The organism is Eisenbergiella massiliensis (assembly GCF_003435485.1).
Window position 1 is genome coordinate 12,182 of sequence record NZ_QVLV01000027.1, and the last position, 13,983, is coordinate 26,164.

Consider the following 13,983-nt stretch of genomic DNA (forward strand, 5'->3'; position numbering starts at 1 on the left):
TACGGTAAAATAGAATCTGCGGCCGGAGACGCCGCAGATTTTTTATGATTTTTCATTATTTTTGTAATAATTAATCATAAGGATATAGTCAATTGTTTCATTTCGTGCTAGACTATATCATATTGAAGATATTTTGTAACGGATATTTCTGCCCGGACAGTTGTTCCGCCATTCACTGCAGTTTCAGAAAAAAGGGAAGAGGATACCGCAGCAGCCTATCGGAGACAAATGAAAATTTCCCGGAGGTACGTAAGTGAAAGCTGAAGCGAAGGAAAAAAAGAAATCAGGCGCGATACTGGCGGCATCAGCAGGGATTTTTGTGATTGCCCTGTCTGTTTCCAGTTTCTTTCTTATCCAGATTATCGGCAGAATGAACCGCAGCGCCAATCAGAATCTTCTGACCTCCAGCCGGGTTATTAACGAGGGGCTGAATAATAAGATCACTTTGGATCAGGAAATGTTAAACACCCTTGCAGACCTGCTTGCCCTTGAAGAAGAGGACATGGTTGGGAAGACGCTGTGTAAATATACGGATTTTACGGATTTTTATCAATTTTCATATATAAATATGGATGGGAAGGGAACAGACAGTAAGGGAAATACCATTTATGCCTCGGATTTTCAGTTTGATGAGATATCCCTTTCTCAGGGGAAGAACGGTATTTCAGCCCCTTATTACGGTTCCAGCGGGCGGCTTCAGCTCACCTACCAGTCCCCTGTAATCAGGGATGGAAAGCAGGTAGGGGCCGTATATGCGGATCGGATTGTCAATGATTATAACCTTCCTACCCTGTTTACCTTCCATAATGGGGCGGGTTCCGCCTTTGTAGTGGACAGCGATGGGAAATTCATTATCAGCTCCCGGGGAACGGGAGGGGAAAAAGACATTTTCAGCTATCTGGGAGAACAGGGGAATGGAGATGCCGTCCGGGAGACGCTCCGTCAGGTGATGGAGGAAGAAAAAAGCGGAACGCTTACCATCGTATATAAAGATCAGAAGTCCCTGCTGGGTTTCCTTCCTGTAGAAGCGCCGGAGGGCTGTTATCTTCTCACGGTTATACCGCGTTCGATCCTTCAGCAGGAGGCTACGCCCATCATCTGTATGCTGTGCTGTATGTTCTGCCTGCTCCTTATCGGAGGAATTTCCATTTCAGCACTGCTGGCGGGCAGACAGTCCATGAAGGCCGATGTAAAGCAGAAGGAGTACCGGGAGAAGCTGTTCGGGAACCTTTCGGCGAATATTGATTTTGCATTTATGCTGTATACGCCGGAGCAGCAGAAGGTGGAGCTGGTGTCGGATAACCTGCCGGGGCTTCTTGGCATAACCTCACAGCAGGTAATGGAAAGGCCCGGACAGGTGTTTGATGCCAGCGGCATGTCCCGGGAGGATGAGGCCAGGAACGGCTTCCTGAGGGGGACGCTTGGAGAGCAGATTACAAGGGAGTCCATGGTTGGAAGCGGACCAAATGAGGTGAGACGCTGGATTGCGGTCCATCTGATACCGGCGGATTACGGACAGTATCTGGCGGTATTTCATGAGACGACCAGTGAGCATGATATGCGGGATCAGCTGGCGGATGCCCTGACGCAGGCGCAGAACAGTAACCGCGCAAGAACGGCCTTCTTTTCCTCCATGTCCCATGACATCAGGACTCCTATGAATGGAATTATAGGAATGACGAATATCGCCTTAAAGAATCTGGATGACAGGGAAAAGGTAGAGTCATGTCTGAACAAAATTACGGCGGCCTCAGGACATTTGCTGTCTCTGATTAACGAAGTGCTGGACATGTCCCGAATCGAGAGCGGAAGGATCAGCCTCAAGGAAGAAAATGTGCATCTTCCCAGCCTGATTGGAAATCTTCTGTCCGTTATCAAGCCTGATATGGATAAGAAGGGGCAGAGCCTGCGGATGCAGTCACGGATTCTGGAGCATGACACGGTAATCAGCGATACGCTGCATTTGCAGAAAATATTGCTCAACCTGTTGTCAAATGCGGTGAAGTATACGCAGGAGGGTGGTGAAATCCGCCTGCTGATTTCAGAGCTGCCGATGGAGTCGGATACCATAAGGATGCGTTTTGTGGTAGAGGATAACGGCTTCGGCATGAGTCCTGCATTCCTGGAGCGTATTTTCCTGCCCTTTGAAAGAGCGGAGGACAGCAGGATGAACCAGGTTCCCGGCACGGGACTGGGGCTTGCGATCACAAAGAGTATTGTGGATTTGATGGGCGGACTGATAAGCGTGGAAAGCAGGGAGCATGAGGGATCACGTTTTACGGTGGAAATTCCGCTGAAGCTGCCGGCGCAGCAGGTGGAGGAATTCCCGGAGCTGTCCGGTTATTCGGCGCTTATCGTGGATGATGATCGGGATGCCTGCGAAAGCATCGGCCTGATACTCCAGGAAAGCGGTGTGCGCGCCAATTGGGTTAATAATGGCCCTGCGGCGGTGGAACAGGTCTACAAGGCCCATGAGGAAAAGGATGATTACTGTGTTGTTATTCTTGACTGGAGAATGCCCGGAATGGACGGTCTGGAGACTGCAAGACAGATCAGGGGGCGGCTGGGCAGCGAGGTCCCCATTCTTCTGTTGTCCGCATATGATTGGGAAAGTGTGAAGGAGGAGGCTCTTGAGGCAGGAATTAACGGCTTCCTGACAAAGCCGATTTTCAGGACAGAGCTTCTGGAGCAGATGAAATATTACATATGGGACAAAAATAAGGAAACGGAAAAACAGGAAACGGAGAAAGCGGTAACAGCGAAACTGCAGCCGGAAGAAGCGGAAAACCTGCAGGGGATCAGAATCCTGACAGCGGAGGATAATGAGCTGAACCGGGAAATCATTGTGGAGCTCCTGGAAAACAGCGGCGCTGTGGTAGACAGCGCGCAAAATGGGAAAGAGGCGCTGGATTATTATCTGGACAGCAGTCCCGGATATTACCATCTCATACTGATGGATGTAAATATGCCGGTAATGGACGGACTGGAGGCTGTAAGAGCGATCAGGGATTCAGGCAGGGAGGATGCGGCCATGATTCCGGTGATTGCCATGACTGCGGATGTTTTTAAGGAAGATATTAACAAGTGCAGGGAAGCGGGAATGAATGCACATATAGGAAAACCAGTGGAGCTGGACAAGTTGTACAGCACGCTCCGGCGGTTTTTAAATACGGGAAAATCAGGGGAAATGTGATGAATGGGAAAAAGATGGGAAAAAGTGTGCTGTGCGCTGTATTGGTAACCGCTCTCCTGGGGGCAGGCTGCGGAAAGGAACAATCCGCTCCGGAGGTGTATCTGGACGAAAGCATTCCGGAAACGCCTGTGAAGCTGTTTACACAAAACGAAACGGTTTCTGTAGCCATCGAAGAATGCTGCAGGAAGGTGCTGAACCGGGACGGGAACACCAACATAACTCTTTACAGTGATTCTGCGGGCTATTATGCGGAAGAGGGGCTGTCATACCGGGAGCTTCTTCTAAAGCGCCTGTCCTCAGGGACCGCAGATGATTTATACCTCATCCCGGCAGAGGATGTGCTGGAGTTTGATGATAAGGGGTATATCTACGACATGTCGGATCTGAAATGTGTGTCGAACCTGTCAGATGATGCATTGATACAGAGCACCTATGACGGAAAGGTATTTTCCATTCCGCTTACATATACCTGTTTCGGTTTTGTCTGGAATGTGGACATGCTGAAAGAGTACGGCCTGGAGGTTCCGGAAAATCTGGAGGAATTTTTGAATGTGTGTGAGACTCTGAAGGAAAACGGAATACTTCCATATGGGGCGAACAAGGATTTTGCCCTGACGGTGCCGGTGATGTGCGCAGGACTTTATGATGTTTACCAGGAGGCTGATTCAGAAAAGAAGCTGGAGGCATTGTCAAACGGGGAGACGGCGATCAGCGAGTATATGGAAAAAGGCTTCAGCTTTCTCCGGCTGCTGATTGATCGGGGCTATATGGATCCGGAAGGCGCGCTCGGCATGGCGCCCTTGGGTGATGAAGAAAAGGCTTTTTTTGCGGAAGGAAACTGTGCTTTCATATGTGCGCTTTATCGGGGCGTCACTTTTGAAGGGTATCCGTTTGAAATAAAGATGACGCCGCTGCCGGTGCTGGAAAACGGTTCCATTTGCGTGGTCGGCGCGGATCAGCGCCTTGCAGTCAATCCGGGTTCGGAGCATCTGGATGCGGCCATTGCCATCGTTGAAGCGTTGGGCCAGACGGAAACGCTGGATTCCTTTGCTGCAAGCCTTGGAAAGATATCCTCTTCCCAAAATGCCACAGCACCGGATATCCCCCAGTCGGATTCGATTATTGCATGCGTGGCCGGCGGCGGGCAGATTCCCAATCAGGATTTCCGTCTGCATTTTAACGTATGGGATACGGTGCGGGATTTGAGCCAGCAGGTCTGCCGGGGAATGAGCGCGGAAGAAGCGGCGGCAGAGTATGATTCCAGGCAGCAGCAGGAAATTGCAGTGTATGGGAAGCAGTAATGCAAAAATAACGAAAACGGTATTGTGGGCTTAAGAAGGCTCCGGTACCGTTTTTTGCATGGTATTTACGGGAGAATGGATGACTGGATCGTTGGCTTGAAAAGGCTGGCTGGCGGAGATATTCGTAAAAGGTATAACTATGTATTATTTTTAAGTATTTGCCTTTGGCATAAAGTGAATTTACAATAAAAACAGAAAAGGAAGCATTCAATTTGATTAGCAGGCGGCGAAACTGCAAAGAAACAGGAGGAAGAAAAAATGGTATACCGCGAATTTCAGGACTTACAGTTATCTGCCCTGGGTATGGGGGCCATGCGTCTGCCCGTGATTGATGGAAATGACGCGCAGATCGATAAGGAAGCAACTGCTGAAATGGTTGCTTATGCTATGAAGCATGGCATCAATTATTATGATACCGCATGGGGCTACCATGCCGGTAATTCCGAAACCGTGATGGGGGAGGCTTTGAGCCGGTATCCCAGGGAAAGCTTTTATCTGGCCACCAAATTTCCGGGCTATGATTTATCCAACATGGACAAGGTGGAAAGCATTTTTGAAGCACAGCTGGAAAAATGCGGAGTGGATTATTTTGATTTTTATCTGTTCCACAACGTATGTGAAATGAATATTGATGCTTATCTGGATGAAAAATACGGTATTTTCGATTACCTGATGGAGCAGAAGAAAAAAGGGCGTATCCGTCATCTGGGATTTTCCGCCCATGGAAGCTATGACATTATGAAACGCTTTCTGGACGCTTATGGCAAGCATATGGAATTCTGCCAGATCCAGCTCAATTATCTGGACTGGTCGTTCCAGAATGCCAGGGCAAAGGTCGATTTGCTGAAGGAGCATCATATCCCTGTCTGGGTCATGGAGCCTCTGCGCGGCGGAAAACTGGCGTCACTGGAGGATGAGAATGCCGCTGTCCTGAAGGGGCTTCGCCCGGAGGAGGGGATTCCCGCATGGGCCTTCCGGTTCCTTCAGTCAATCCCCGGGGTGACCATGGTGCTTTCCGGAATGTCCAATTTTCAGCAAATGCAGGAAAATATCGCTGTCTTTGAAGAGGATAAGCCGCTGGATGAGAAGGAAATGGCTGCGCTGTTGGAAGTGGCGGACCGTATGGTAAAAAAGATTGCCCTGCCCTGCACCGCCTGCCATTATTGTGTGAGCCATTGTCCGAAGGGACTGGATATTCCCGCCCTTCTGGAGCTGTATAATGAGCACTGCTTTACAGGAGGAGGCTTTATTGCGCCGATGGCGCTGATGGCGGTGCCGGAGGATAAAAGGCCGGACGCCTGTATTGGCTGCAGAAGCTGTGAGGCAGTCTGTCCCCAGCAGATAAAAATATCGGAGGCAATGGCGGATTTTTCGGCGCGGCTGCAGGGTTAAGCAGGATATGCGATGCCTGAGGGCAGTCACAGAGTAAGGCGATTGGGAACGGACAGGCTTTCGGCCGGGAGGGATTGGCGGATATGGAGCTTCGGGTACTGAATTATTTTTTGATGGCTGCAAGGGAAGAAAACATTACCAGGGCCGCGTCGCTTCTGCACGTGACCCAGCCTACGCTTTCCAGGCAGCTGATGCAGTTGGAGGAGGAGCTGGGGGTAAAGCTGTTTGAACGCAGCAGCCACAGCATTATTCTGACGGATGAAGGAATGCTGCTGAAGCGCCGGGCACAGGAGCTGCTCCGGCTTGCGGAAAAAACAAAAAGGGAGGTTTCCCACGAGGAGGAGAGCATTATCGGTGAAATTGCCATCGGCAGCGGGGAACTGAGAAGCAGCGGCTGCCTGGCGGAGCTGCTTTCCTCCTTCCGGGAAAAATATCCTATGATACAGTACGATATTTTCAGCGGCAACGCGGACAATATCAAGGACAGGATGGAGCAGGGACTTCTTGATATGGGGCTGCTGCTGGAGCCTGTGGACATCGGCAAATATGAGTTTATCCGTATGCCATTAAAGGAGGAATGGGGGATTCTTGTGCGGAAGGATTCCCCGCTGGCACAAAAAAAGGCAGTCCGGCCAGAGGATCTGATTGGACGGCCGCTGATGGCATCGGGCCGGGAACTGGTGCAAAATGAGCTGGCAAACTGGTTTGGCGAATATGCGGATCAGGTAGATATTTTTTCTACCCATAACCTTCTTTATAATACGGCCATGATGGTGGATAAAGGAGCGGGAGAGGCGCTGACGCTGAGGCTGGAAAGCAGCTACGACAATTTATGCTTTGTACCGCTTTCCCCCGGCCTGGAAACCGGTTCGGTGCTGGCATGGAAGAAAAACCAGGTGTTTTCGCCGGCAACGGCGGCATTTATCAGGCATGTGAAAAAATGTATCAGAAAAGAACCAATGGGAGAGGAGGCGTGAGGATATGACAAAATCGGAAGCCTGCGAACGTTACCGGATTCCGCCGGAAATCCTCAGTGAATATGAAAGCTGGGGCTTGTGCGGGGCGGTAAGACAGGTAATGGGGGACTGGCAGTATGACGACCAGGATCTGGAGCGCCTTGGAATGATTATGACGCTGCATGATATCGGTTTTAGCCCGGAAGAGGTGGAGAGCTATATGAGGCTGATGCTTGCCGGAGAGTCCACGGAAAACGAAAGGATGAAAATGCTTGATGCCAAGCGGAGCAAGGCCCTGGATGAAATCCATTTCCGCGAAAGGCAGCTGGAGCGTATGGATTATCTGCGGCATGAGATGAAGAAGGGGAAAAAATAAATGCAATATATAAAGCTTGGAAATTCAAAGCTGCGGGTATCCCGTATCTGTATGGGCTGCATGGGCTTTGGCGATGCCGGAAAAGGACAGCATACGTGGACACTGGACGAGGCGCATTCCCGGACAGCAGCATATTATGCATATGATGGATAAAAGCCTTCAGAACCTGGGGATGGATTATGTGGATTTGTATATTTATCATATGTGGGATTATGGGACGCCGCTTTACGAGATTATGGAGGGGCTGAATGCTGTGGTAAAAGCAGGAAAAGCCCGTTATATCGGTATTTCAAACTGCTTTGCATGGCAGCTGGCGAAAGCGAATGCGCTGGCGGAAAAGGAAGGATTTGCAAAATTTGTATCCGTCCAGGGGCACTATAATCTGATTTTCCGGGAAGAAGAGCGGGAGATGGTACCTTACTGCAGGGAAGAGAACATTGCGCTGACGCCCTACAGTGCGCTGGCGGGGGGACGGCTGTCTAAGCTTCCGGGAGAAAAATCGAAGCGCCTGGAGGAGGATAGCTATGCACGTCAGAAGTACGGCAGTACACAGGCGCTGGATCAGATAATAATAGAACGGGCCGCACTGCTGGCGGAACAGAAGGGGGTTACCCTGACAGAAATAGCTCTGGCATGGCTTTTGCAGAAAACGGCGGCCCCGGTAGTGGGTGCGACGAAAATCCATCACATAGAAGGGGCGGCAAAAGCAGTTGATGTGCAGCTGACGGAAGAGGAGATCACTTTTCTGGAGGAAATGTATGTGCCGCACAAGCTGGTTGGCGTTATGGCGGAAAATAACCGCTGACCGTATGGGATGGCCCGGGAGGCGTTGTGCAGAGGGAGCAGCGGAGACAACTGGATAAAAGTAGCGCTATTAAGCATTATCGGTATTTTGGTAAAGATGTCTGTATTTCCGAGGAGACACACCTGTTTCCAACTTAAATTTGCGGGAAAAGCCTGCTAGAATAGTGCGTTTTCGTTGATTGAAAAATATATAGGGCATATTACATCCATATGCTGGTATGGATTCTGCCATAAGATGGGTGATACGGAAATCAGGGGATATTCATAAAGGATATACTAATGTACAATCCTCCACGTCCGCAGCTTCCTTTTCGCTAATATAGATTTCTGCTGAAAGGGAAAGATCATTATCGGAAAACTTCTCTTCATGAAAAAGTTTTGCTATGGCCGGCCAGCTTTGGGCGGCGTCCCCGGTTTCAAGCCAGATTCCCAAAAGAGGGCCGGAACCTTCTCGATCGATATAATCATATCCATTATCCTGAATGGCGCCATCCGTCAATTCCCCAATTCGATCGGGAATCAGGTAACGCAAGTCCAAGTCCGGATTTATAAGTTTTCCGGGATCTAACAGTATAACAATAGTCTGCATATTTTTTCTCCTGCTATTAAATATTATAGTTATTATGTATGTATCTGTTCAGGTCGGAGCATTTTCTTGAATGACGTTGCCATGCAAGAAACCTCGGATTGTTCATCCGAGGTGAATATTGGTGTAAAACAGTCTTATAAGCAAGCTTAACACCCGCTTTTGCACCAATAGTCCCGCATTCTGAACTGCTACCTATATATTATAGATTCACAAGCACCAAAAGTCCAATAAACAAAACTAAAATAATTCCTCCGGCCAGGCAGATTAGGTTAAGGATTTTCAGCGTATTCCTTTTGAATACTTTTTCCAGAAGGAAAAAGAACCCAATTCCAATAAGGCCGCCGAAAGTATTTGCGAGCAGGTCGGTAATATCGCTTGCACCGATGGAAAAGACAAACTGGATTACCTCAAAGGCCAGACTTGTCAAAAATACGGGCGCAACTTTCTTAAAGAAAGCCTGGCCCTGTAACAACATACCCATGAAAATACCAAAAGGGATAAATGCCGCTACGTTGTTGATGATTTCGCTGTAGTTTGTTTTCCCGTTTGTAACCATCGATTCGGCAAAAGGAATTAAATTGATATTTCTCAGATGCGGCAGCCCCTGAAAAGACAGCTGCATTTTAAAGATTATAATCCAAATCAAAGCAGCAAGATATACAATCAGCAATCCCCGTGTCAATTTTTTAGAATTCAACATATCCCGGCCTTCTTTCTTAAAGTCACTTCCTTAAAGTCATCCAAATTAATCGCTTCAAATTCAAGATTAATCTTATTAAATTCATTTTCGCATAGGAAAATTAAATAATACTGCACAAAATTCTTAATTTTTAAAAAAGACAGATTTATTGTCACACGGACGCCGCCGCGCAGTCTAACAATATAGGAGGAAAAATTATAAGCACGGGAACCGATGCAGAATCCGCCCTGTCATATCTTCTGGGCAGCTCCTGCAAAAGCCGAAGCTTATACAAACATAAAAACATAGGAGGAAGTTTATGAACACAGGGATTATTCTGGATTATCTGACCGGCCTGGCCGGAAACAACAACCGGGAATGGTATCATGCCCATAAGAAGGAGTATCAGGAGGCAAATGAGGAATTTATTGCGCTGTTACAGGAATTGATTTGGCGGATAGGGGAAAAGGACAGCAGTATTTTGCATAACGATCCACGGGACCTGACATTTAAGCTAAACAGGGATACCCGCTTCAGCCGTGATAAATCTCCTTACAATCCGGCCTTCCGCGCCCACATCTCTTCCGGCGGGAAGCTGCCGGTTCCTGTAGGATATTATCTGATGATTAAGCCGGATGGGCAGTCCTTTCTGGGAGGCGGCCTTTTTGCGGATATGTTTAAAGACGCAACCGGGATGGTAAGAAATTATATCGCACAACATCCTGGCGAATGGGAGCAGGTGCTTCAGGCGCCGGATTTCAGGAATACCTTTGAGGTACAGGGAACGGCGCTGAAAAATGTCCCCGCAGGCTATGACAGGAAACATCCCCAGGCCGAATATCTGAAATTGAAAAGCTGGTATCTGGAATACCTGGTCAGTGACGCCGTTGTGCGTAATACGGAGGATTTTCTGGATTTGGCCGTGGGTATTTTCCTGAAAATGAAACCCTTTAATGATTTTTTGAACCGTGCGCTGGCCGGGTTTCAAATGCCTGAACGATAAAGAAGGAGAAAAACCATGAAAACTTTTCTACTTACCTGTCTCATCGGAATGATTGCCGGGGCAATAGATATTCTGCCCATGATTAAAATGAAGCTGGACAGGCATTCCATTGCCTCGGCCTTCGTATTTTATTTCATTCTTCCCTTTGTCATCCTGGATATTGACCTGTTCAGTCTGGCATGGTGGCTGAAGGGCGGAGTGACCGGACTTTCTATGGCTCTGCCCATCATTATCATGGTGGCCAAGGAGGATAAGAAGTCTGCTCCGCCCATGCTTATCATGTCAGCTGTGCTTGGCACGCTTATCGGTATTGCAGGGCATTTCCTGCTGTAGAGCCTCAGGAGCACAGAAGCGTTCCGTCCTGCACGGTGATGATCCGTGTACTGCTTTCAGCCGCTTTGGGAGAGTGGGTTACCATGATGATTGTCTGGTGCTGTTCCTTGTTGATTTCACTGAGCAGAGCCATGATTTCCTCTCCGGTTTTGCTGTCCAGGTTCCCTGTAGGCTCGTCGGCAAAGAGGATTTCAGGGCTGCCCATGAGCGCCCGGGCGATGGCCACACGCTGCTGCTGGCCGCCGGAGAGTTCCCGGGGCGTGTGCCTGCGCCGGTCGGACAGACCGACGGTTTCCAGCAGCTGTGCCAGCCTGTCCTGATAATCTGCTGCCTTTTTGCCATCCAGCAGCAGAGGGAGCAGAATGTTTTCTTCCACGTTCAGATTGGGGATCAGATTATAAAACTGAAAAACAAAACCGATTTTCTGACGCCGCAGCCGGCTCATTTTTTCATCGGTAAAATGGGAGATGTCCATCCCGTCCAGAAGGACGGAGCCGGCCGTGGGGGCGTCCAGGCCTCCTAAAATATAGAGCAGCGTGCTTTTTCCGGAGCCTGACGGCCCCATAATGGAAACGAATTCTCCCCGGGCGACCTGCAGGGAAATGTCCTTCAGCACCCTTGTGGTACTGTCTCCCAGCTGAAAATCCTTTCTGATATGCTTACCTTCCACGGCAATGCGTTCTGTTGATGTTTTCATAAAAGCTTTCCTTTCTGTTTAAAATATAAGAAAATTCTAAAATATATTAAAATGCTGGAATATAGTGTCCCTGTATACAATTTTATTTTTTCACTGTTTTTCCTGGCGGCCGGCAGTTATTCGAACTTGATTTCCTCCACCAGCTTCATCCGGCGGCTTTTCAGGATAGGGACGGCTGAACCGAGCAGCGTTACCCCGATTCCCATAAGTCCGGCCGACAGGAAGGTGGAAATTTCCAGGTGCGGCGACATGGATATTTTCGGGCCTGCCACAAGAAAAATGGTTTGTATCTCCAGGTAAGAAACAACAATGGCGATGATCGCGCCGATCAAACCGGAGGAAAAGCCTTCAATCAGTGTCATTTTCATGTTCTGCCTGTTGCTCAGCCCTACGGATTTGTACATGGCCGTGATGCGCCGTTTCTGCATATAGTTAATCAGCAGATTGTTGATAACGCCAACAGCGGCCAGCAGCAGGATGAAATAGGTCATGCTGTGCATGGGCTGCAGAAAGGCTCCCACTGTAGAAAGGGCGTCGGTATTAAACTCCTCTACGGTCCGGCTCCAGTTGGAGGTATTGCCGAAGAGATCCCGGATCTGCACCATAACGGCATCCGGATCGGCGGCGGTATAGGCAAGAAAATCATAGGAGGAAGCGCCGAAGTCATCTGCCGCCCAGCGGGAGGAAATGACGGCCTCCACGTCGGTGGCCCGGGATTTAAAGCTGCCGGCGATTTTATAATTATAGGAAGCGTTTCCATCCGACAGCGTAATTATATCGCCTGTGGAAAAGCCGCTGCGTTCCATACAGCTTTCACTCAAAAGTATGGTCCTTTCCGATTGAAATACGGAAGCCTCCGGTCTTTGGCCTTCTGTATAATGAAGCGCAAACATGGAGGAGTACCAGTCAGGATTGTCGGTTCCTTCCAGCCTTGTAAAGGTTATATTGTTTTCCTGATCAGGACTGACCGCTTTTCCGGCCTGAATACTGTTTTCAAAGACATAGAGGGGGAGAAGCTTTTCCACTCCCTCCATATTTTGCACCTGCTCCACAAAAGCGGGATCCATATGACCGTCTGCAAAGCCCTGAAGCTCTGCGCCGTTAAAGACATCGCTCACATAGGCGGTCACAAAATCGCCCACCACCTGAATGGCAATTACAGCGGAAATACTGATGAAGAGCAGTGTAATATTCTGCGTGGTATTCCTGTTGCCTCTCATATTCCGGGCGGCAAGCCTGCCCTCGTTCCCGAAAACAGCACCATACAGACGCTCCATTCCCCGCGCGGCCAGATTGGTAAAAAGAGGTACGAACAGAATGGCTGAGGCAATGAGGCCCAGCAGGGAAAAACCGCCGGCCGGATAAAGCAGATCTTTCGTGACAGCCCTGGGCAGAAGGGCGGAAATGGCAAACAGGATCACACCGCTCACGGCAATAAAACGGTGGGAAGATCGTGCCTCCTCTACAGTTCCAAGCACTACCTTTTTCACGGGAAGACGGCTTGCGCGCCGTATGGGAAGCCAGGCGCTTAACAGGGAGACAACAACGGCCACGGCAAAGGAGAGAAGGATGCCGGCCGGGGAAACGATGACAGGGATTTCGATTCCCTGGGAAAGGGATTGTCCCATGCCCTGTAAAATCAGCCGCAGCAATGCGATTCCCACAGGAATGCCCAGCAGACCGCCCATAATGCCATACAGCATGCTTTCCAGCAGAAGAATCCGGGTGACTGTTTTCTGTGTTGCGCCGATGCTGCGGAAGGTTCCGATGACCGGCAGACGATCCAGCGTAATCACCTTATAACTGCTGTAAATAATGAAAACGCTCATGGTAAGAGAAAAGAAGCTGATGAGGAAAAAGGGCATGGACTTTTGTCTGGCGTCCGCGGCAATCTGCGCTTCCTTCACAGTTTCGGTGACCTGAAGACCGTCTGCCAGCGCTGCGGCCAACGCTTCCTTCAGCGCCGCTGCTGAAACGCCGTCTGCAGGCGCTATCAGGATTTCACTGAAGCCTTCCGTCTGCCCGGTAAGAGCGGCCAGCGTTTCCATAGGCAAAAGCGCGGTGGCGCCTCTTGTGTGCCGCAGGAAAACGGTATCGTAGGCTGCGATTGCGGCAACCTCAAGGGTTACCGGAGTCCCTTCTATCCACAGGGAAAAATCATCCCCCGTTTGAATGCCGTATTTTGATGTAAAGCGATCCGGCAGCAGGATACGGTCTCCCTCAAAATCGGAAAGCTCCCCGCCTTCCGTCAGGCGCGGCGGATTGATTTTGTTAAGGGAAGGCAGATCGGCGGCAATGAGATCGATGGTTTCATAATAACCATTTTCATGGTAAAGGGCAGATCCCTTCAATATGCCAACCGCCGCTCCAATGTCTGGCAAATCCGGAATGTCCTGGGAAGTGATTGCGCCGGACAGTGAGGATACGGACAGTGCTGCGCTCCCGGTCATCCCCCGCGCCATTTTCCTCTGGGCGCTTTCATAGGATGCGCCGATGGAAAAGGATACGAACAGAAGCGTGGTGGAAAGAAGAATGGACAGCAGCATGACACCGCTCCGCAGCTTGCGTTCCTTAACGTTGGTGATGATGTACTTCAGTATGATTTTCACAAGATACCTCCTCTGAATTTGATTTTTATGGTTCTGCGTGGCTTACACATA

The 13,983-nt window shown here is 49.5% G+C and carries 11 protein-coding genes and 1 pseudogene; 8 read left to right on the forward strand and 4 right to left on the reverse strand.

Going from position 1 to position 13,983, the window contains the following annotated elements:
* Positions 1-253: 253 nt before the first annotated feature.
* The 6 genes and pseudogenes from DXC51_RS24840 (at position 254) to DXC51_RS24865 (ending at position 8,023) form a co-directional block, all read left to right on the forward strand.
* Entirely contained in the window at positions 254-3,193 is a 2,940-nt protein-coding gene (locus tag DXC51_RS24840) for a response regulator (protein WP_117545615.1), read from the forward strand.
* Positions 3,193-4,494 (forward strand): ABC transporter substrate-binding protein, encoded by a 1,302-nt coding sequence (locus DXC51_RS24845; protein ID WP_243003270.1) that lies wholly within the window; start codon positions 3,193-3,195, stop codon positions 4,492-4,494. Before DXC51_RS24840 ends, DXC51_RS24845 begins: the two co-directional genes overlap by 1 nt.
* Before the next feature lie 258 nt (positions 4,495-4,752).
* Positions 4,753-5,886 carry an aldo/keto reductase gene (locus DXC51_RS24850; protein WP_117545616.1) on the forward strand — a complete coding sequence of 378 codons (1,134 nt, stop codon included), beginning with the start codon at positions 4,753-4,755 and terminating at the stop codon, positions 5,884-5,886.
* Positions 5,887-5,969: 83 nt separating this feature from the next.
* Positions 5,970-6,863 (forward strand): LysR family transcriptional regulator, encoded by an 894-nt coding sequence (locus DXC51_RS24855; RefSeq protein WP_117545617.1) that lies wholly within the window; start codon positions 5,970-5,972, stop codon positions 6,861-6,863.
* A 4-nt stretch (positions 6,864-6,867) separates the two neighbouring features.
* Positions 6,868-7,218, forward strand: coding sequence for a MerR family transcriptional regulator (locus tag DXC51_RS24860; protein ID WP_117545618.1), 351 nt, complete (start codon positions 6,868-6,870; stop codon positions 7,216-7,218).
* Positions 7,219-8,023 (forward strand): annotated as a pseudogene (locus DXC51_RS24865) (aldo/keto reductase).
* A 261-nt stretch (positions 8,024-8,284) separates the two neighbouring features.
* On the opposite strand, the gene DXC51_RS24870 reads toward DXC51_RS24865, so the two are convergent.
* Positions 8,285-8,611 carry a hypothetical protein gene (locus tag DXC51_RS24870; protein ID WP_021637073.1) on the reverse strand — a complete coding sequence of 109 codons (327 nt, stop codon included), beginning with the start codon at positions 8,609-8,611 and terminating at the stop codon, positions 8,285-8,287.
* A 199-nt stretch (positions 8,612-8,810) separates the two neighbouring features.
* Complete coding sequence (locus DXC51_RS24875; protein WP_021637072.1) at positions 8,811-9,311, reverse strand: VanZ family protein; 501 nt, start codon at positions 9,309-9,311, stop codon at positions 8,811-8,813.
* 298 nt (positions 9,312-9,609) lie between these two features.
* On the opposite strand from DXC51_RS24875, the gene DXC51_RS24880 reads away from it, so the two are divergent.
* A complete protein-coding gene (locus DXC51_RS24880; protein WP_117545619.1) occupies positions 9,610-10,293 on the forward strand; it encodes a DUF2461 domain-containing protein in 684 nt (227 codons plus the stop codon).
* A 15-nt stretch (positions 10,294-10,308) separates the two neighbouring features.
* Entirely contained in the window at positions 10,309-10,626 is a 318-nt protein-coding gene (locus DXC51_RS24885) for a hypothetical protein (protein ID WP_117545620.1), read from the forward strand.
* A gap of 4 nt (positions 10,627-10,630) precedes the next feature.
* On the opposite strand, the gene DXC51_RS24890 is transcribed toward DXC51_RS24885, so the two are convergent.
* Positions 10,631-11,323, reverse strand: a complete 693-nt coding sequence (locus tag DXC51_RS24890; protein ID WP_021637067.1) for an ABC transporter ATP-binding protein — start codon at positions 11,321-11,323, stop codon at positions 10,631-10,633.
* A 116-nt stretch (positions 11,324-11,439) separates the two neighbouring features.
* Positions 11,440-13,932 (reverse strand): ABC transporter permease, encoded by a 2,493-nt coding sequence (locus DXC51_RS24895; RefSeq protein ID WP_243003271.1) that lies wholly within the window; start codon positions 13,930-13,932, stop codon positions 11,440-11,442.
* Between the last annotated feature and the right edge of the window lie 51 nt (positions 13,933-13,983).